At 29.9% G+C, this 19,898-nt stretch carries 19 protein-coding genes and 1 tRNA gene; 2 read left to right on the top strand and 18 right to left on the bottom strand.

Going from position 1 to position 19,898, the window contains the following annotated elements:
* Positions 1–67: 67 nt before the first annotated feature.
* Positions 68–1,402 (bottom strand): DUF1576 domain-containing protein, encoded by a 1,335-nt coding sequence (locus HMPREF0202_RS04660; RefSeq protein ID WP_023049988.1) that lies wholly within the window; start codon positions 1,400–1,402, stop codon positions 68–70.
* Positions 1,403–1,556: 154 nt separating this feature from the next.
* Here HMPREF0202_RS04660 and HMPREF0202_RS04665 point away from each other — a divergent pair, with 154 nt between their 5' ends.
* Entirely contained in the window at positions 1,557–2,642 is a 1,086-nt protein-coding gene (locus HMPREF0202_RS04665; protein WP_023049989.1) for a carbohydrate kinase, read from the top strand.
* On the top strand, positions 2,639–3,559 hold the full coding sequence (locus HMPREF0202_RS04670) for a pseudouridine-5'-phosphate glycosidase (RefSeq protein ID WP_023049990.1): 921 nt from the start codon (positions 2,639–2,641) through the stop codon (positions 3,557–3,559). The genes HMPREF0202_RS04665 and HMPREF0202_RS04670 overlap by 4 nt, the downstream gene beginning before the upstream one ends.
* Positions 3,560–3,665: 106 nt before the next feature.
* Here HMPREF0202_RS04670 and HMPREF0202_RS04675 read toward each other — a convergent pair.
* The 17 genes from HMPREF0202_RS04675 to rpoN form a co-directional block, all read right to left on the bottom strand.
* A tRNA-Gln gene (locus HMPREF0202_RS04675) sits at positions 3,666–3,740 on the bottom strand.
* Positions 3,741–3,787: 47 nt separating this feature from the next.
* Positions 3,788–4,099, bottom strand: a complete 312-nt coding sequence (gene spoVG, locus HMPREF0202_RS04680; RefSeq protein ID WP_023049991.1) for a septation regulator SpoVG — start codon at positions 4,097–4,099, stop codon at positions 3,788–3,790.
* 32 nt (positions 4,100–4,131) lie between these two features.
* On the bottom strand, positions 4,132–4,992 hold the full coding sequence (ispE, locus tag HMPREF0202_RS04685) for a 4-(cytidine 5'-diphospho)-2-C-methyl-D-erythritol kinase (protein ID WP_023049992.1): 861 nt from the start codon (positions 4,990–4,992) through the stop codon (positions 4,132–4,134).
* Positions 4,992–5,282 carry an RNA-binding S4 domain-containing protein gene (locus tag HMPREF0202_RS04690; RefSeq protein ID WP_023049993.1) on the bottom strand — a complete coding sequence of 97 codons (291 nt, stop codon included), beginning with the start codon at positions 5,280–5,282 and terminating at the stop codon, positions 4,992–4,994. The genes ispE and HMPREF0202_RS04690 overlap by 1 nt, the downstream gene beginning before the upstream one ends.
* A gap of 73 nt (positions 5,283–5,355) precedes the next feature.
* On the bottom strand, positions 5,356–6,108 hold the full coding sequence (mazG, locus tag HMPREF0202_RS04695) for a nucleoside triphosphate pyrophosphohydrolase (protein ID WP_023049994.1): 753 nt from the start codon (positions 6,106–6,108) through the stop codon (positions 5,356–5,358).
* The gene (gene mfd / locus HMPREF0202_RS04700; protein WP_051364128.1) at positions 6,095–8,866 is read right to left on the bottom strand and encodes a transcription-repair coupling factor; all 2,772 of its coding nucleotides are present in this window, start codon (positions 8,864–8,866) and stop codon (positions 6,095–6,097) included. Before mfd ends, mazG begins: the two co-directional genes overlap by 14 nt.
* 126 nt (positions 8,867–8,992) lie before the next feature.
* Complete coding sequence (locus HMPREF0202_RS04705; protein WP_023049996.1) at positions 8,993–10,345, bottom strand: 2-hydroxycarboxylate transporter family protein; 1,353 nt, start codon at positions 10,343–10,345, stop codon at positions 8,993–8,995.
* A 60-nt stretch (positions 10,346–10,405) separates the two neighbouring features.
* Complete coding sequence (gene citF, locus HMPREF0202_RS04710; RefSeq protein ID WP_023049997.1) at positions 10,406–11,956, bottom strand: citrate lyase subunit alpha; 1,551 nt, start codon at positions 11,954–11,956, stop codon at positions 10,406–10,408.
* Between the two features lies 1 nt (position 11,957).
* On the bottom strand, positions 11,958–12,857 hold the full coding sequence (locus HMPREF0202_RS04715; RefSeq protein ID WP_040406397.1) for an aldolase/citrate lyase family protein: 900 nt from the start codon (positions 12,855–12,857) through the stop codon (positions 11,958–11,960).
* A 10-nt stretch (positions 12,858–12,867) separates the two neighbouring features.
* Entirely contained in the window at positions 12,868–13,149 is a 282-nt protein-coding gene (citD, locus tag HMPREF0202_RS04720) for a citrate lyase acyl carrier protein (RefSeq protein ID WP_023049999.1), read from the bottom strand.
* A 21-nt stretch (positions 13,150–13,170) separates the two neighbouring features.
* Positions 13,171–14,289 carry a sodium ion-translocating decarboxylase subunit beta gene (locus HMPREF0202_RS04725; protein ID WP_023050000.1) on the bottom strand — a complete coding sequence of 373 codons (1,119 nt, stop codon included), beginning with the start codon at positions 14,287–14,289 and terminating at the stop codon, positions 13,171–13,173.
* Between the two features lie 30 nt (positions 14,290–14,319).
* Positions 14,320–14,676 (bottom strand): biotin/lipoyl-containing protein, encoded by a 357-nt coding sequence (locus HMPREF0202_RS04730; RefSeq protein WP_023050001.1) that lies wholly within the window; start codon positions 14,674–14,676, stop codon positions 14,320–14,322.
* A gap of 18 nt (positions 14,677–14,694) precedes the next feature.
* Positions 14,695–15,006 (bottom strand): OadG family protein, encoded by a 312-nt coding sequence (locus tag HMPREF0202_RS04735; RefSeq protein ID WP_023050002.1) that lies wholly within the window; start codon positions 15,004–15,006, stop codon positions 14,695–14,697.
* A gap of 24 nt (positions 15,007–15,030) precedes the next feature.
* Positions 15,031–16,416: an oxaloacetate decarboxylase subunit alpha gene (locus HMPREF0202_RS04740; RefSeq protein ID WP_040406399.1), complete on the bottom strand. Its 1,386-nt coding sequence runs from the start codon at positions 16,414–16,416 to the stop codon at positions 15,031–15,033.
* A gap of 178 nt (positions 16,417–16,594) precedes the next feature.
* Positions 16,595–17,248 carry a GntR family transcriptional regulator gene (locus tag HMPREF0202_RS04745; protein ID WP_040406402.1) on the bottom strand — a complete coding sequence of 218 codons (654 nt, stop codon included), beginning with the start codon at positions 17,246–17,248 and terminating at the stop codon, positions 16,595–16,597.
* A gap of 12 nt (positions 17,249–17,260) precedes the next feature.
* Positions 17,261–18,598 (bottom strand): adenosylmethionine--8-amino-7-oxononanoate transaminase, encoded by a 1,338-nt coding sequence (bioA, locus tag HMPREF0202_RS04750; protein WP_023050005.1) that lies wholly within the window; start codon positions 18,596–18,598, stop codon positions 17,261–17,263.
* Between the two features lie 90 nt (positions 18,599–18,688).
* Complete coding sequence (gene rpoN, locus HMPREF0202_RS04755) at positions 18,689–19,894, bottom strand: RNA polymerase factor sigma-54 (protein ID WP_023050006.1); 1,206 nt, start codon at positions 19,892–19,894, stop codon at positions 18,689–18,691.
* Positions 19,895–19,898: the final 4 nt, after the last annotated feature.

Here is a 19,898-nt window from a genome sequence, read left to right on the forward strand (position 1 = left end):
TTATAGTACCATAAATTTTAAACTTCGTCAATGATTTATTTTTTTATTTTTAAAAACTTTTTTTAGTCTACCATTTTTCATTAAGATTATCCTCTGTTTTTCTAATTAAATCATGCAACGCTTTTTGTCTTTGAAGATATTTAGCTCTTCTTTTATTTACACTTTCTTTAGTTGTATTTATTATTGGTAATAAGAAACCAGCTATAATTCCAGCTGAAAATCCATTATTATAAAGATTAAGTCCTCCATGAATTACACCAATACTTTGGACTACAGCTATATGTAACATTCCTGCTACAACTCCCCATATAGGTCCATACACACCTGCAATTGGAGCTAAAGAAGTTCCAAATAACCCTGATAAAGCTATTGTAAAGCCATCTGTAGTACTTCCAAACTTTCCTAAAAATACACCAAATAGTATCGGAGTTATATTTAAAATTGTTTTTCCATAAGCTGAGAATCCAACTATTGTTAATATTCCTGCTAATAAAGGACCATTTAAAGTTTGACCTAATAAAATTGGATACATCATAGCTACAAACCCCATAATTCCCATATTTATAAAAGTAAGTCCATATCCATATTTTATAACAAAATCACTTTTTAATCCCGTATCTTTTAATAATGTCTTATACCCTGAAAAACTTTTATTATTTATGTAGTAACCTATAAATATTAATGATAAAAACACTCCACTAGATATAACTTTTAGTTCTAAATCGTGTTCTGTTGAAATTATTCTTTGAGGAACAACAACAAATTGGTAAAGCTTTAAAACTGAAGCTATTACAGCTCCTAATATTCCTCCAGTAAATCCTAGATTATAAAGATTGAATCCTTCATGAAATCCTGCCATTTTTTTAGCTAATGGTGTTACAATAAATCCAATTACAATACCTAAAACAATTGCATTTATATATGCATATTCACTTAATACATGAATATTAAAAGCAACTTCACTTATAAATGGAGCTAGTGCACTTGTAAAAGATATTGTTACTAAAATATCTTTAAAGTCTATGTGCTCATACTTTGAGTAAAGAATTCCACCAACATAAAATGGTAAAATATTTAAAATATTTTTTCCAAAAAAGGAAAATCCAAATACTGTAAAAAATGATGCTATTGCTATACCATTTAACGGAGTTCCTAGAAGCCTCATTAAAGTATAGTTAAATATAAAAATTAAAAAAGCGTTTAAAAATGTCGCTCCCATTCCACCAATAACTAAAAAATCAGTTATCAATACCGTTGGAGATGTCAGAATTCTTATAAATCCTGCTAATACATTTTCTTTCCCTCTTAAAACAAAATAAACAAACATAGCAAAAAGTATTCCTGCTACTACTTCTGTTAGAAGCCAAATCTTTTTGCTTCTATTCCCTTTAAAATTATCCAATCTATCACCCCTTTTAACTCTCTATTAAAATTTTAATATTTTTTCCATTAAAAATCAATTTTTTTATATATAAATCATTGACTTTTCAATACTTCAATGATAATATTTAAACAAAAGTTTATGTATATAAACATTTGTTTAAACGGAGGTGTTTATGACCAACAGAGAAAAAGAAATTTTAAAGTGGATTGAAGAAAATCCTTTTATATCTCAATCTGAATTAGCAGAAAAAGCTGATATTGCTCGTTCATCTGTTGCAGTACATATTTCTAACTTAATAAAAAAAGGTAAAATAATTGGAAAAGGATATATTATACAAAAAAAATCTTTCGTTTCTGTTATTGGTGGAACTAATATTGATATTTCAGCTCAATCTTATTCATCTTTAAAAGACTACGATTCTAATCCTGGGAAAGTTAGCACATCTTTTGGTGGAGTTGGAAGAAATATTGCAGATAATTTATCAAGATTAAATCAAGATGTTGAACTAATAACAGTATTAGGTGATGATTTTAACGGTGAAGAAATTAAAAGAAATTGTAAGTCTTTAGGAATAAATATATCTAACTCCTTAACAATTCCAAATTCACCAACATCAACTTATATATCAATTTTAGATGATAATAATGATATGAAACTAGCTATATCAGCTATGGATCTCTATGATAACCTTTCGATAGATTTTATTAAATCTAAGAAAGAGATTTTAGATGAATCAAAGCTATGTATAATTGACACTAATATACCAAAAGAAACTATTGAATATATAGTTAATAATTTTTCAATTCCATTATTTTTAGATTGTGTTTCTACAACTAAAGCTTTAAAAATAAAAGAATTTATTGGAAAATTCCACACTATAAAGCCTAATCAACTTGAAGCTGAAACACTTTCTGGCATAAGTATTATAGATCAAACTTCATTACAAGAATGTGCTAATTTCTTCATTCAAAAAGGAGTTAAGCAAGTTTTTATCTCTTTAGGTGAAAAAGGCGTGTTCTACTCTAATGGAGAAATATGCGGTCATATGAAACCATTTAGAACAAAAGTTATAAATACTACTGGTGCTGGTGATGCTTTTATGTCTGGAATCGCCTATAGTTACTTAGAAAATTTAGATATTATTGAAAGTTGTAAAAATGGTATTGCATGTGCTGCAATAGCTATTTCAAGTGAAAAAACAATAAGTGATAACATGTCTTTAGAAAATATTAATAGAATCAAGGAGGAAAATTTATGAATTTAGCAAAATATTTAGAAATTTCAAAAGAAGTTAGGGAAGCATTAGAAAATAACAAACCAGTTGTTGCTCTTGAGTCAACTATAATATCTCACGGTATGCCTTATCCACAAAATGTTGAGACTGCTTTAAAAGTTGAAGAAATTGTTAGAGAAAATGGTGCTGTACCTGCCACTATCGCTATTCTAAATGGAAAACTTAAAGTTGGTTTAAGTAAAGAAGAGGTTGATTACTTAGGAAAAAAAGGATTAGAAGTTACTAAAGCTAGTAGAAGAGATATTCCTGCTATATTAGCTTCTGAAGATGATGGTGCTACAACTGTTGCATCTACTATGATTATTGCAGCTCTTGCTGGTATTAAAGTATTTGCTACAGGAGGTATTGGTGGAGTTCATAGAGGAGCTGAAACAACAATGGACATCTCTGCTGATTTAGAAGAGTTAGCTATGACTGATGTAGCTGTTGTTTGTGCTGGAGCTAAATCAATTCTTGATATTGGTTTAACACTTGAATTCTTAGAAACAAAAGGTGTTCCTGTTCTAGGTTACCAAACAAAAGAATTACCCGCTTTCTATACTAGAAAAAGTGGATTTAAAGTAGATTATAAAATGGATACACCTGAGCAGATTGCTAAAACTTTAAAGGCTAAATGGGATGTTAACTTAAAAGGAGGAGTTGTTATTGCAAATCCAATTCCTGAAGAGTTTGCTATGGATTTTGATACAATTACTAATGCTATCAACAACGCTGTTGCTGAGGCTGAAGAAAAAGGTATCAAAGGAAAAGATAGTACTCCATTCCTACTTGCTAAAGTTAAAGATATTACAAAAGGAAAGAGTTTAGAATCTAATATTCAATTAGTTTTCAATAATGCTAAACTGGCTTCTGAAATAGCTAAAAATTATTGCGAATTATAAAATAACAAATCCCTCTTCTAGGTTTTTCTAAAAGAGGGATTTATTATTTTTATAAAAATATAAAAAAAACAGGAACATATAAGTTCCCGTTAAATACTATTTTAAATGGCTGGGGTGGCTGGATTCGAACCAACGCATGACGGAGTCAAAGTCCGTTGCCTTACCGCTTGGCGACACCCCAACATCAATAAAATAATATCATTTTTTTTTGACATTGTCAACGATTTTTTATTCTTCTACAATTTCTTCTTCTACTACTTCTATTGGTGTTATTTCCTGCGACATAACCTCTTTATACTTAGCTATAACAGAATCTGTTATATCCTTTCTAAGTTCAGGTGTTATCGGGTGAGCTATATCCTTGTATTCTCCATCAGGCATTTTTCTTGAAGGCATAGCAACAAACATTCCTTTTTGACCATCAATTACTTTTAATCCATGAATTACAAAACATTCTTCAAAAGTAACATCTGCATAAGCTTTTAACTTAAGTTCGTTTTCATTTTTCACTGTTCTCAATCTTACATCTGTAATTCTCATTCTAAATGCACCTTCCTTATGATTTAGTAGTTTTATTTAAAATTGCAAAGAAATATCTCGCAATCGTTAAATCTGTGTCTTAGTTTACTAATTTTCTCATCAATATCCTCTATTAAAAATGCATAAAATGCACTTCCACTTCCTGACATAAAAAACTTTAACTCTTCTACTTCTTTTAGTTTATTTCTAAACTCAATCAAATTTTTATCTGATTTTAACAGTGCTTCTTCTAAATTATTTTCAATATATTCTTCAACTAATGATAAATCATTTTCCTTCAAACCTTGTATTATATTATCTATATTTGATTTTCTAGGATTATCTATATTTTTCATTTGTTTATAAGCTTCAACTGTAGATACTCCAAAAGGAGGTTTAATTATAACCAAAGAAACTTTTAAATTATTTTCAATTTCTTGTAGTTTTTCACCTATTCCTTGAACTCTTGAAGGTTTATTTAGTATAAAAAAAGGAATATCTGCTCCTATACTTTTCCCTAATTCTACCAACTCTCCAAAAGATAAGATATTACCATGAAATTTATTTAAAAAATTTAAAAATATCGCTCCATTGGAACTCCCACCACCTAATCCTGCTTGATGTGGAATAATCTTTTCTAAAAAAACTTCCATACTTAAAGGAGCTAATTTTACTTTTTCATAAAATTTTATATATATTTTATAAAGAATATTACTTGAATCTACTGGAATATCCTTTTTATTTGTTTTTATTTTTAAATCACCACTTTTATCTTCAACTTTTATTATTAAATTATCACATAAATCAATCGGTATCATAGTCATATCTAAAAGATGATATCCATTTTCTAAGACACCAACTATATTTAAACCAATATTTATTTTAGCATTTGATTGAAGATTAAATATTTTCATTAAAATATATCCTCCTCACCATCTAAATCAATAACTATACCCTTACTATCTAGTAATTCTACTAATTCAGATGTTTTGCTCTTAGCTACATTTCCTTCTGGTACCTCCAATATTTTAAATTTAAAATATTTATTATAATACTCAAGCTCTAATTCCATTCCAACTTTAACTTCAGTACTAGCTTTTGCTACCTTACCATTTAATTTTGCTTTCCCACCATCAACTACTATTTTAGCAACTGGTCTTCTTTTTATTATTCTACTTACTTTTAAAAACTTGTCTAATCTCATCTTGCCACTTCCTTTTTCGTAATATTATATATACCTTATTTTTTTCATATGTCAATAGTTCTAAAAAATATTTTTATTTTTTAGCCTCTTCCCAAACTCTATCCATCTCCTCAAGAGTTGCTTCTTCCACATTACAATTCTTTTCAACATACCTAAAACGTCTCTCGAATTTATTAGACGCTTCATTTAAACAAAGCTCAGGATTTATTCCTAAATGCCTAGATAAATTAACTAAAGCAAAGAATAAATCTCCTAGCTCTTCTCTAGCTTTTTTCTCATCTCCAACCATAACTTCATCTCTCAATTCATCTATCTCTTCTTCTACTTTATCTATAACTCCATGAATTTCAGGCCAGTCAAATCCTACCTTAGATGCTTTTTTTTGAAGTTTTTCAGCTCTTAAAAGTGCTGACATTCCCTTTGGAACTCCATCTAAAATAGAGATTCTTTCTGCATGCTCTTTTTCATCTTTTTTTATTTTTTCCCAATTAATTAAAACTTCATCTGATGTCTTTACATCTATCCCATTTCCAAAAACATGCGGATGTCTTCTTATCATTTTTTCTGAGATACCATCAATGACATCTTCTATTTTAAATTCACCTTTTTCTTCACATATATTAGATTGAAAAACTACTTGAAGTAACAGGTCTCCTAACTCACCTTTTAGCTTTTCTCCTCCCTCATCCATAGCTTCTAAAACTTCATATGTTTCTTCTAATAAATGAGGCTTTAAACTTTCTAAAGTTTGCTCTCTATCCCAAGGACAACCATTTGGTTCTCTTAATTTTTTTATAATTTCTACAAATTCATCAAACTTTTTCATTTAAATCATCATCTCCCTTATACCAATATAAAAATTTTAAAATATCTTCAAAATAATATAATCCACCCTCTTTTTGAGAATATCTAGCTTTTTTTTCCTCAATTAGCTTCATTAATTTTTCAAAATTTACATAATCATTATTAAATTTTAAGAAATACTCTTCATCTTTTTCTACTATTTCTTCAATTTTTAAATCTTTAGCCAATATTTTTATCTCTAAATATCTTAATAAACTTACTACTTCTTTAGGGAGTTCACCAAATCTATCTATTAATTCTGCTTTTATCTCTGACAGTTTTTCTAAATCCCTTGTATCAACTAATCTTCTATAGATTATTAATCTTTCATCTCCCTCTATATAATCTCTTGGAATATACGAATCCTCTTTCAAAATAATTTTTGTTTCAAAATCCTCTTTATAATCTCCTTTTACTTTAGCTATTTCCTCTTGTAATAATTTTGTATATAGATTATATCCAAAAGTTTCTAAGGCACCATGTTGCTTATCTCCCAGTATTTCACCTGCTCCTCTTATTCTCATATCTTCTAAAGAAAGTTTAAAACCTCCTCCAAACTCTCCTATATCTTTTAAAGTTTCTTTTCTCTCTGAAGCTTTTTTACCTAGCTTCTTTTCCTTATCAACTATTAAATAACAATAACCTTTTCTTTTTCCTCTCCCCACTCTTCCACGCAGTTGATAAACTTGAGAAAGTCCTAATTTATCAATTCCTTCTATTAAAATGGTATTTGCATTCTCTATATCAATTCCATTTTCTATAATTGTAGTACTCAATAAAATATCAATATCTCCATCTTGAAATTTTTTTAACTTCTCTTTTATATTTTTAGGAGTCATTTTTCCATGAATATAATCTATAGTTACAAATTTAGGTAAAATTTTCTTTAAATCATTTAATTTATCCTCTATTCTTTTAACTCTATTAAATATATAAAAAACTTGTCCTTCTCGTGCTATCTCTTTCATAATAGATTCTCTAATATCTTTCTTATTATCATTTATAAAACTAGTTTCTACAGGAACTCTTCCCTCAGGGGCAGTTTCTATAACAGATATATCTCTAATTCCCAATAACGCATAATTTAAAGTTCTCGGAATAGGAGTTGCTGTCAAAGTTAACATATCTACATTATTTTTCATTTTTTTTAGTTTTTCTTTATCTTTTACTCCAAATTTTTGTTCCTCATCAACTATAATAAGTCCTAAATTTTTAAACTTTAGGTCTCCAGATAAAACTCTATGAGTTCCAATAACAATATCTACACTTCCATTTTCAACCTTTTTTATTATCTCTTTTTGTTCTTTATCTCCACTTAATCGGCTTAATAGTTCAAGTGTTATTGGATAATCTTCATACCTTTCTACAAATCTATCATAGTGTTGTTGAGCTAAAACTGTTGTTGGTGCTACTATTAAAACTTGTTTTCCATCCATAACACATTTAAATGCTGCTCTTATAGCTACTTCTGTCTTTCCATATCCTACATCTCCACACACAATTCTATCCATAACTTTTGAGGACTCCATATCTCTTTTAACATCTTTTATAGCATTCTTTTGATCTCTAGTTTCTATGTATGGAAACTTCTCTTCAAACTCCTCTTGCCAAACTGTGTCTGGAGAAAATTTATAACCTGTACGAAGAGCTCTTCTAGCTTGAATCTCTACAATCTCTTTCGCAAATTTAAGCATATCCTCTTCTAATTTTTCTCTTCTTCTTTTAAATCCTCTTCTTCCTAAGTTATACAATTCTGGGGTTTTTCCAGTTGATACTAAAAATCGTTCTATTTTATTTAATCCTTCAATAGGAACAAAAAGTCTATCTTCATCTGCATATCTTATCGCCAAGTAATCCTTTCCATCAATCTCTTGAATTCCTAAATAAATTCCAACACCATAGTTTTCATGAATAATATAATCTCCCTCTCTTATCTGAGAGATATTTTCATATTTTATTCCATCTTTTTTATTTAAAGACTTTACTCTTTCAGTGTCTCCTTCACTTTTAATTACATCTATTTTTTTAGAAACTCTCTCTATTTTTTCGTACAACTCTCTTATTTGTTGTTCTTTATCTCTTTCTCTTACTATAGCTTCTTCTAATTTATAATTTAATATTTCAGAATTTTCTAAATAAATATCACATACTCTATTCTCTTTTAATTTTTCTAAGAGCTTTATAAAATCTATTTTTAATAAATTATTTTTGTTTATATACATATTTATTCTGCTTATTTTTTCAAAACTTTTTTGATCAAAAATAGAAAAATATGTTATTCTATCAATTTCATCTCCAAAGTACTCTATTCTAATTGGATTTTCTCCATTTAAAGGAAATATATCCACAATATCTCCTCTAACTGAAAATTCCATTCTTTTTTCTACTAAATAATTTTTCTTATATCCGTTTTTCTCTAAAAGCTCTATAAGACTTTTTCTCGTTATTCCAGTTCCTAGTGTTAAAGTTAAGATATCACTATTTAAAGAGTATTCTGTTAAAAGTCCTTCTAAAGATGTTAAAATTATTAATTTTTTATTACTTTTTAAACTTTCTAAAAGTTGATAGTTTACTTTATAATAATCATCTTCCTCTTGTATATTTGAAAGTTCAATTAAATCTATTTCGTTTTGATCAATTAGATTTTCAAAATAAATATCTATATTTTTATTAGAAGACCCTATATATACTACACTATTTTTATTCTCTATTAAAAATTTTGGAATATCTTTTCTAAACATATACGCCTCCTGATTCTTCTTCATTTTATCTTTATTATACATTATTTATTTCAAATTAAAAGAAAAAGAGATTGGATTACTCCAACCTCTTTTAATGTATGTAAATTAAATTAACTAAGAGCTAAATTATGCAAAGAATCCAAATACCATAGATCCTAGGATAAGCATCATTGCTCCTCCTACTCTTGAAGAGATTTGTGCGAAAGAAATAAGTTCCATTCTATCTGCTGCTCCAAGAACTGCGATATCTCCAGATCCTCCTCTATTAGCCATACATAATCCTGCTGTAATAGCTGCTTCTACTGGATAGAATTTCATCTTTTTAGACGCTAACATAATTAATATTACTGCTCCTAAAACGATTGCTAAAGCGATTACTAAGTTAGCTATAGATAAAGAGTTTATAATCTCCTGTACATCTGTTCCAAATCCTACTGCTCCCATTAATACCCAAATTGTATATTTAGAGAAGTACGCTTGAATCTCTTTTGCTCCAGCTTTTAATGCTGCAGGAACAACGTTTAATATATTTAAAATGATAGAGTAAATTACTAAGAATGCTAATCTATGCATTTCAAATGGGAACTTTAATGAAGTCCAAATTACTCCTGATATATGTGAGAACATAAATAATACTCCGATGAAAATGAACGCTGATGCGATATCTTTTGCAGTAACTACAACTTTAGGTCCTGCTTCCTCTTTTACAGCTTCTTTAGTATCATCTAATATTAAATTTCCATTTCCTGTTAATCCTGGATGTTTCTTTCCAAGTTCTTTTAAGAATGCTCCTGTAAATATAGCTATAACGTTAGCTATTGTTAAAATTGAAATTGCAAATGCAAACCAATCTTTTGGATTTCCACCAGTTTTTTGAGCCCACATCTCTGACATAGGAATAGCTCCTGCTCCAGTTCCTCCACCCATTATAGGTAAAACATAGTTCATGATAATATCTAAAGGCTCTTTTCCAAATAAAAGTCCAGCTCCTACTCCACCTAATGTAGCTCCAGCTACTCCAATTAAAATTAATGGAATATAACCAGCTATTGATTGAAGAAGTGTTTTTCTATTTACTGTTAAAACTGAACCAACTATTAAAGCTGGAATAAATAACTCCAAGAAGTTTACTGGTTGCTCACCATAGAAAACATCAATTGCTTTTAAAACTTTTGCTGGAACTAAATTATAAGTACCCATTACTGCCGATGCAAAGAATACTAGAACTGTTCCTCCACCAATGTAGTCATTCCATATTGGAATTCTATCACCAATTTCTCCAAATAAGATACCAAATACTGCTAATATACCGAATATTACTAGAAAGTTACCTCTTAAAAAAGCTGCTTCTTTTCCACCAAAAGGTACATACACAGTTAATGCAACTATTGCTAATAAACCTAGGAACATCTGAATTGATAATCCGCTCCACTTTGACTGTCTTGGATCAAACAGTTCTTTGAAATTTTTTTGTGCCATTTTTCTCCCCTTATTTCTTTAATTTATATATGTTTTTTGAATTTTGATTTCTATACCCTATTATCTTTTTATTTTTCTAACAACATCAATTATGCTACCGTCTCTATATTCAACAACAGCTACAACTTGATCTTCAAACTCTATCTCTTTTGGCTCTCCAACAATAAAGTTTGCTAATTCTCTTAATTTCTCCATAGTTACTAGCTCAATTCCAGCTTTTTGGAATCTTTCTAATAAGTCAGTTCTAGTTGGATTTACAACTACTCCATAGTCTGTTACAACTACATCAACTGTACTTCCTGGAGTAACTACAGTTGTTACTTTATCAATTATTGTAGGTATTCTTCCTCTTGTTAATGGAGCAACTATAATTGATACATTTGCTGCTGCTGCTGTATCAGAGTGTCCTCCTGAAGCTTCTCTAATAACTCCATCTGAACCTGATATAACGTTAACATTAAAATCCTTATCTACTTCTAAAGCACTTAAGATAACAAAGTCTAACTTATTTACAGCTGGTGAACAGTTAAATGGATTTGCATAGAAATCAGCACTTACTTCTACGTGCTTTTCATTTCTTCCTATTGATTCAACTGCTGCTAAGTCAAAACATTGTGTATCATAAAGCTGTCCCATTAGTCCCTCTTCTAATAAGTCAACGAAAGCTTTTGTTATTCCCCCTAAACCAAAGCTACACTTTATATTTCTTTTTAATAACTCTTCTCTTATAAATCTTGTTACTGCTAATGAAGCTCCTCCTGAACCTGTTTGCATAGAGAAACCATCATTAAAGTATCCTGATGCTAACATTACATCTAAAACTTTTTTAGCCATTAATAACTCTTTTGGATTTGATGTAAATCTTGTAGCTCCAGACATTATTCCATTTGGATCTCCAATCTCGTCAACTACTACAACATAATCAACTTGTGTTTGTGGAATACTCATTGGGCTATTTGGATAGTCAACTAAAGTATCTGTTATTATGATTACTTTATCAGCATGAGCTGCGTCTACCTTTGCATACCCTAATGATCCACAAAGTGATTTTCCTTTTACTCCGTTAGCATTTCCCATGCAATCTGATGATGATGCTCCTAAGAACGCTACATCTATTTTTATATCTCCTTCAACAATAGCTCTTGCTCTTCCTCCGTGAGATCTTATAACTGCTGGGTAATCCCCTAACATTCCATTAGATATCTCTTTTGCTAAATCTCCTCTTAATCCACTTGAACCTAATCTATTTACTACACCAGCTTTAATATGCTTTACAATTCCTTCATGAGCTTTAGTAAATGAACTAGCTTCTACTCTTAGGTTTTTGAATCCCATCTCAGCTAATTTATCTAAAACCATTGGTAAAACTTTATCACCATTTCTAAAGTGGTGGTGGAAAGATATAGTCATTCCATCTTTTAATCCTGAATTTCTTATAGCTTCTTCTAAAGAATCTACAACTTTAGTTCTCTTTATAGCACCTTTTAAAGATTCTGTATTTTCATTAACAGATCCTTCAGGTTGATTAGTAAATGGAGCTTTATATGCTTTTCTTTCTCCGTAACCTTTTATTGTTTTTAAAAGATTTTCGTCAACTCTTTTATTTATCATATTACTCGTCTCCTCCTAATCTTACCCCAGCTGCCTTTGCTAGTCTTAAAACATGTTCAGCTCTTTCAATAATTGGCTTATCTACCATTTTACCATCCACTGTAAATACACCTTTATTTTGCTCTAAAGCTTCTCTTGTTGCATCTACAATTTTCTTAGCTTTCTTTATATCAATATCTGAAGGAGTATATACTTTATGAAGTAACTCAATCTGTCTTGGGTGAATTAATGATTTTCCTGAGAATCCCATCTGCTTAATCATTGTTGCTTCTTTTATAAATCCTTCATCATTATTTACATCTGAGTAAACAGAATCTAAAGCGTCTATTCCTGCTGCTCTAGCTGCCATTACTATTAATCCTCTTCCTGTAAACAACTCTACACCTTCTGGAGATCTATTTGTTTTTAAGTTAGTTACATAGTCCTCTCCACCAATAGCCATTCCTACTAGTCTCTTTGAAGAAGTTGCAATTTGGTAAGCATTTAAAGCTCCTAAAGGACTCTCTATAGCTACCATTAACTTTGTTGTTCCAACTGGAATTCCAGCTTCTTTTTCAATTCTTTCTACATGAGCCTCAACATCTAAAACATCTTTTGGTGTATCTGTTTTAGGTATTCTTATGATATCTGGCTGAGCTCTTACAATAAATTCTAAGTCCTCTACTCCATACTCTGTATCTAAAGCATTGATTCTTACAACAGTTTCTATATTTAAACTCTTATATACTGGTCTCATTTTTTGTAACATATTGTAAACTAAAAATCTAGCTGAATCCTTTTCTGTTACAGCAATTGCATCCTCTAAGTCAAACATTATTGAATCTGGTCTATATATATGTACATCTTTTATTACTCCTGGATTATTTCCTGGAATAAAAAGCATCGAACGTCTTAATTTCATTTTTTTCCTCCTACTTCCAAGTGAATTTTTGTTGAGCTGCTCTTGTAACAACTGTCTGGATTCTGCTTTTGATTACTGGCTCAATAGCCCCTTTATCATTAACTAAAACTTTAGCTGAAGTAACTCCAAGCTCTTCTAAGCTTTCTAAAATTACTCTTCTAACGTCATCTCCGTATTGTCCCATTACAACGCTTTCAATTTCTAATTCAATTCCTGTAGCATTTGGCTCAATTATTACGTACATATCACTCGATTCAAGAGTACCTGCCACTGCTTTTACTTTGATCTCCATCTCCTGGCCTCCAATTTATTTTTATTTAAACATTGCTAGTAACACTCCTGCTGCTACTGCTGAACCTATAACTCCCGCTACGTTTGGTCCCATTGCATGCATCAGTAAGAAGTTACTTGGATTTTCCTCTTGTCCTACTTTTTGAACAACTCTAGCTGCCATTGGTACAGCACTTACTCCTGCTGCTCCTATCATTGGATTTATTGTACCTTTGCTAAGTTTACACATAACCTTTCCAAAGATTACTCCTCCAGCCGTTCCAAAAGAGAAAGCGAAAAGTCCTAAAATTATTATCTTTATTGTTGCAAGATTTAAAAATGCTTCTGCATTTGTTGTAGCTCCAACTGTTAATCCAATAAATATTGTGATTATATACATTAAAGCTCCTTTTATATGTTCAACTAAGTTTGGAACAAGTCCACTCTCCTTAGCTAAGTTTCCAAACATTAACATTCCTACTAGCGGAATTGCTGATGGAATTATTAAAGTTACTACTATTGTTACTACTATTGGGAAAAGAATTTTTTCTCTCTTACTTACAGTTCTAAGCTGAGTCATCTTTATTTGTCTTTCCTCTTTAGTTGTAAATAATCTTATAATTGGTGGTTGAATTACTGGTACTAACGCCATATATGAATAAGCTGCAACCGCTATTGGTCCTAACATATGTGGTGCTAATTTTGAAGTTAAGTAAATTGCTGTTGGTCCATCTGCTCCACCTATAATACCGATAGATGCTGCTTCGTTACCATTTAACCCCAATAGAACTGCTCCTACGAAAGCTCCAAAAATTCCAAGTTGTGCTGCTGCTCCAAGAAGTAAACTCTTAGGATTTGCAATTAACGGACCGAAGTCTGTACTTGCTCCAATTGCTAAGAATATTAACGGAGGATAAACTCCATATTTAACTCCTTGATATAAAATATTTAAAAGTCCATCTTTATCCATTATTCCTTCACTTACTGGTGCTGGTAGATTAACTAATAGCATTCCAAAAGCTATTGGAAGTAAAAGATATGGTTCATACTGCTTCTTTATTGCTAAAAACAATAGGAATAAGGCAACTAATATCATAATCCCTTGATTTACTGTCATCATTGCAATTCCTGTTGTTGCAAATAGATTATTTAAAAACTCCATTTTAACTCCTCTCTACTTCGTTCATTATTATTAAGCTATTGTTGCTACTACTACTCCACCATCAATTGTGTCACCTTTATTTACAGTAATTGACTCTACTACTCCATCAACTGGTGATACGATTGGATTTTCCATTTTCATAGCTTCTAATATTAGTAAAGTGTCTCCTGCTTTTACTCTAGCTCCTGGAGTTACCTCTATTGATACTACTAAACCTTGCATAGGTGCTTCAACTTTTGTTCCATTTCCTGCTGGTGCAGATACTGGAGCAGCTGGTGCTGCAGTTGTTGATGCTGGTGTTGATATTGTCCCATTTACTTCTTTAACTGATTCTACTTCTACCTCGTATACTTTTTCTCCAATTTTAACTTTATATACTTTTATCATCTTTAGTTACACTCCTATTTAGTTTAATTCTTTTATTCCTATAACTCTTACATTGGCATCTTTATCTTCTCCAGCTGCCTCTATACATGCTACCATCATTGCTACTCTCATCTCTTCACTTGTTATTTTAGATGGATCAAACTTTTCTCTTTCAACTTTTTTTGGTGCTGCTGCTGGTGTAGCTTTTTTTATCTCTTGAACTTTTTCTGCTGGAATATATTTAAACAGAGAAAGAACAAAAGCTAATATAGCTAATATTGTAAATACAACTAGCATACTTATTAAAGTTATTTCAAGAGACGTTATAAGTGATATTGCTCCTTTAAACATTCTTATAAATCATTCTCCTTTCAACTAAAAAATTATATTTATATTTCTGTACTCTTTTTCTACTTTAGGTTTATTTCTATTTTCTAAGTATGGCTTAGCAATTTGTGGGAACATAGCATACATTAAAACATCTTCTGGACATTTTGCTAAATCTCCTATCTCCTTTGCTATTTCAGCATATTCAGGTTTTAAAAGATCTGCTGGTCTTCCTGTAAATACTGGCTCATCTCCTATAATCTTCTTCTTTATATCTTCAGACATTGGTGCTGGAGATTTTCCATATAGACCTTTTACATAATCCTTTATCTCTTTAGGAACCATTTTATATCTTTCCCCTGTCAGTACATTAAATACTGCCTGTGTTCCTACCATTTGACTTAACGGTGTTACTAATGGAGGGTATCCTAAATCCTCTCTAACTCTTGGAATCTCTTTTAAAACATCCTCATATTTATCAGCTGCTTTTTGAGCTGTTAGTTGAGAAACTAGATTTGATAACATTCCTCCTGGTAGCTGATATTCTAAAATACTTGGCTCAACAAAGTAAGCTTGCATATTTAAAACTTTTTCATCCATATATTTTTTTCTAATTGGCTTAAAGTACTCTGCAATCTCTTTTAAAAGTGTTAAATTAAGTTCTGGATCTCTTTCTCCACCTTCAAAAGTTCTAACCATAGATTCTGTTGCTGGTTGTGCTGTTCCTCCTGCAAAAGTTGAAATTGATGTATCTATAATATCAATTCCTGCATCTACAGCTCTTAAATATAGCATACTTGCTATTCCACTTGTAGCATGAGTGTGTAATTCTAATGGTACATTAATTACTGACTTAATCTCTTTTATTAAGTTATATCCTGTTTCAGGTAGTAATATTCCAGCCATATCTTTTATAACAATTGAATCAGCGCCCATACTTTCCATCTCTTTTGCTAACTCTTTATAGTACTCTGTTGTATGAACAGGACTTATTGTATAAGCAATTGAAAGCTGACAGTGCCCACCATATTTTTTAGTAGCTTCTGCTGCAACCTTTAAGTTTCTTGTATCGTTTAAAGCATCAAATATTCTAATTATATCAATACCATTCTCTATTGATTTTTTTACAAATTCTTCTACTATATCATCAGCATAGTGTCTATATCCTAAAAGGTTTTGCCCTCTTAATAGCATTTGTAACTTTGTATTTTTTGCTCTCTTTTTTATCTCTCTTAATCTCTCCCAAGGATCCTCATTTAGAAATCTAATACAAGCATCAAAAGTGGCTCCTCCCCAAACCTCTAATGCATGATATCCAACTTCATCCATTTTTTCTACAATTGGAAGGATCTCTGCAGTTGTCAATCTTGTGGCTATTAGAGATTGATGTCCATCTCTTAGACAAGTTTCTGTTATTTTAACTTTATTTTTCAAAATATCCTCCTTGGTATCCGGTGTCCCGTATTCTGTATACAATTTATTATCTACACTAAAGTATACAACATTTTTTATATTTGTCAAATTATTTTTTGTATGTTTAATATGGTAAAAAATATAATTTTAGTACAGTGTGAACTACTTTTCCAAAAAAAAATCAGAATTTCTTCTGATTTTAACTTTCAACCTGTTTTATTAAGAACTCTTTAGCCTCTAATAGATGCTTTCTATTTACAGCTATGGCTTCTTCTTTATTACCAGCTTTTATTAATTCTACTATCTTAGCATGATCTCTATGAGCACTTAGTCTTCTATTATTATTTTCAGCTGATATTTTTCTAAACTTTTTTAAATATAGATTCAAATTATTTATTAAAGTTACCACTCTTGGAAGATCAGAAATACTATAAAGTATTTTATTAAATTCAGAGAAGTATTTAAAAACTTCTAAAGATTTCTCTTCATCATTAACTATAGCTGCTGCTTTAGCTACATTTTCCTCTAATCTTTCAATATCTTTTTTTGTCACTCTTTCAAATAGTTCTTCAAAGATAACTGTTTCTAAAGCTATTCTAATCTTTACTACTTCCTCTACATCCTTTTTAGTGGTTTTTGGTACTGTTACCCCACCCTTTTCTCTTGCCTCAATAAGCCCTTCTAATTCAAGCATTCTAATTGCCTCTCTTAAAGGTGTTCTACTTATATTAAGCTTTTCTGCAAATTCCTCTTCTACTATTCTACTTCCTTCTTTTATCTTTCCATTTACAATTTCATCCTTTAGATAATCATATACTTGCTCACGGATTGATTTTTTCTTTTTTATAACCATCATATTCCCCTTTTATTCAATTGTCTCTAGATACTCCCTAAGTGATTCATTGAAGATATCTAACATTTTATCTATCTCTTCCCTTTTAATTATATAGGGTGGCATAAAATAAACAATGTTTCCTAATGGTCTTAAAATAGCTCCTTTTTTTAAGGCTATTTTGTATATTTCATATCCTGCTCGTTCTCCAGGAATTCCAACTAATTCAATAGCTCCAATTAATCCTATTTGTCTATATTCTCCAAAATAAGGGATATCCTTTAATTTCTCTGTAGCAGATTTTCTTAAATAATCACCTTTTTCTTTTATAACTTCTAAAATATTTTCCTCTTGAAAAATTTTTAAAGTTTCCACAGCTATTCTACATCCTATAGGATTTCCTGAGTAACTGTGAGAATGTAAAAATGATTTTCCTTCTGAATAATCTGCATAAAATGCATCATATAATTTATCTGTTATTAAAACTATAGACATTGGAAAATATCCTGCTGTTAAACCTTTTCCAACACACATAATATCAGGACTAACTCCTGCATGTTCTATAGCAAACATTTTTCCTGTTCTTCCAAATCCCATTGCTATTTCATCTGCAATTAAGTGAATATTTAATTTTTGTGTTAATGCTCTTAATTTTTTTAAATATATTGGCGAATATATTCTCATTCCTGCAACACCTTGAACCATTGATTCAATTATTACTCCAGAAATTATATCTCCATTTTCTTTTAAATATTCTTCCATGTAAACGAAACACTCTGCGTTACAATTTTCTCTTTTTTTATCGAAAGAACAATTAAAACAATCTGGTCCTTTTACTTTTACTCCTTCTTTTAAAAGCGGCTTATAAACATCTGTAAATCTATCCATGTTTCCAACACCTAAAGCCCCAATTGTTTCTCCATGATACGCCCCATCTATTGAAACAAATGTTTTTTTCTGTGGATTTCCTGTTTGAACATGATATTGAAAACTCAATTTTATAGCTACTTCCGTACTTGAAGAACCATTATCTGTAAATATAAGTTTATTTAATCCTTTTGGTGCGACAGCTGTCAATCTTTCTCCCAATTCAATTGCTGCTTCATGAGAAAAATTTGCAAAAATTATATGCTCTAATTTATCTATTTGCTCTTTTATAGCTGCATTTATTCTTGGATTACAATGTCCAAATAGATTCACCCACCAACTTGAAACACAATCCATATATCTATTTCCAAATTCATCTTCTACGTATAGTCCATCTCCTTTTACTATTACCATAGGAGGAAGTTGTTCATAATCTTTCATTTGTGAGCATGGGTGAAAGATATGTTCTAAATCTTTTTTCTGTAAATCACTTAGGTTTTTCATTTAAGGTACACCTCTTCAATTATAAAATTCATATATTTAATACAAAAATAATCTTTAGTGCCTATTATAGCATAAATACTTTTTTATTACCTATTTTTTTCTTTTTCTACTAGATAGAATTCCAAGCTCCTCTCTATATTTTCCTACTGTCCTTCTCTGTACTAGTAGATTTTTTTCCATAAGTTTTATTAAAATTTTTTCATCTGATAAAGGATTATTTTTATCTTCACTCTCAATAATTTTTAAAATTTCTCTTTTTATTAGCTCAGCCTTATCATCTAAAACAATATATTTTTTTAAACTTTCTATTTTCCCATTTATTTTTATAAATTTATCTTTTAAAGCTCTTGAAATTGTAGATTCATGAAGATTTAAGCTGTAAGCAATATCTTTAACTTTTAATGTTTTTAAATTTTTATCAAAAAGAATATATTCTTTTTGATAATTTAAAACATATCTTCCAACTTCTAAGAGTGTTTCTTGTCTTTTTATCAAACCTCTTTCTAAAGCCAAAGCTAATATTTGATCTTTTTTGTTTTCGTTTTTTAACCTTATTTTTGGAATCCCTGATTCATTTAAATTTACAATAAGCTCTTCATTATTTGTCTCTACAAACAAATCTGGAATAATATAATCTGTTTTTTTATTTACATAAAAACCTCTCGCAGGATTAGGATTTAAATTTTTTATTGTATTTATATACTCTTTAACTTTAGCTAATGGAATATCTCTTTCTAAAGAGATTTTTTTTAAATCTGCATTTGCAATATCCTCTAAATTTTTATCTAAAATATTAGATAATGTATCAGTCAAAATGCCTTTATTTTCAAGTTGAATTTTTAAACACTCTATAAGATTAGTGGCACCGACTCCTATAGGCTCTAATGTGTGTAAAATTTTTATAGCATCTTTAAATATATTTAATTTAAAACCACCATTTTTCCTTAACTCTTCTAAATTAGAGATTAAATAACCTCTTTCATCTAAATTATTTATTAGATACTCTAAAATATCTCTAACTTCTCTTTTTATTTCTAAATAAATTATTTGCTCCTCTAAATAACTTATTAAACTCTCATCTTCCTCACCTATATTCTCAATAAAATTTTCATAATCTTCATTTTTTGAAAAATTAGATTTTGGAAAAATAATCTCTATATTTGAGTTTTTTACACTTTCTTTCTCCAAGTATTCTTTCAGTTCTTTTAAACTCATTTTTAAAATCTCTATAGATATTTTCATCTCTAAAGAAAGATTTAATTTTAAACTTTGATCTAACCCCAATTTAAAATCCATTATT

This window comes from Cetobacterium somerae ATCC BAA-474 (assembly GCF_000479045.1).
Taxonomy (GTDB): domain Bacteria; phylum Fusobacteriota; class Fusobacteriia; order Fusobacteriales; family Fusobacteriaceae; genus Cetobacterium_A; species Cetobacterium_A somerae.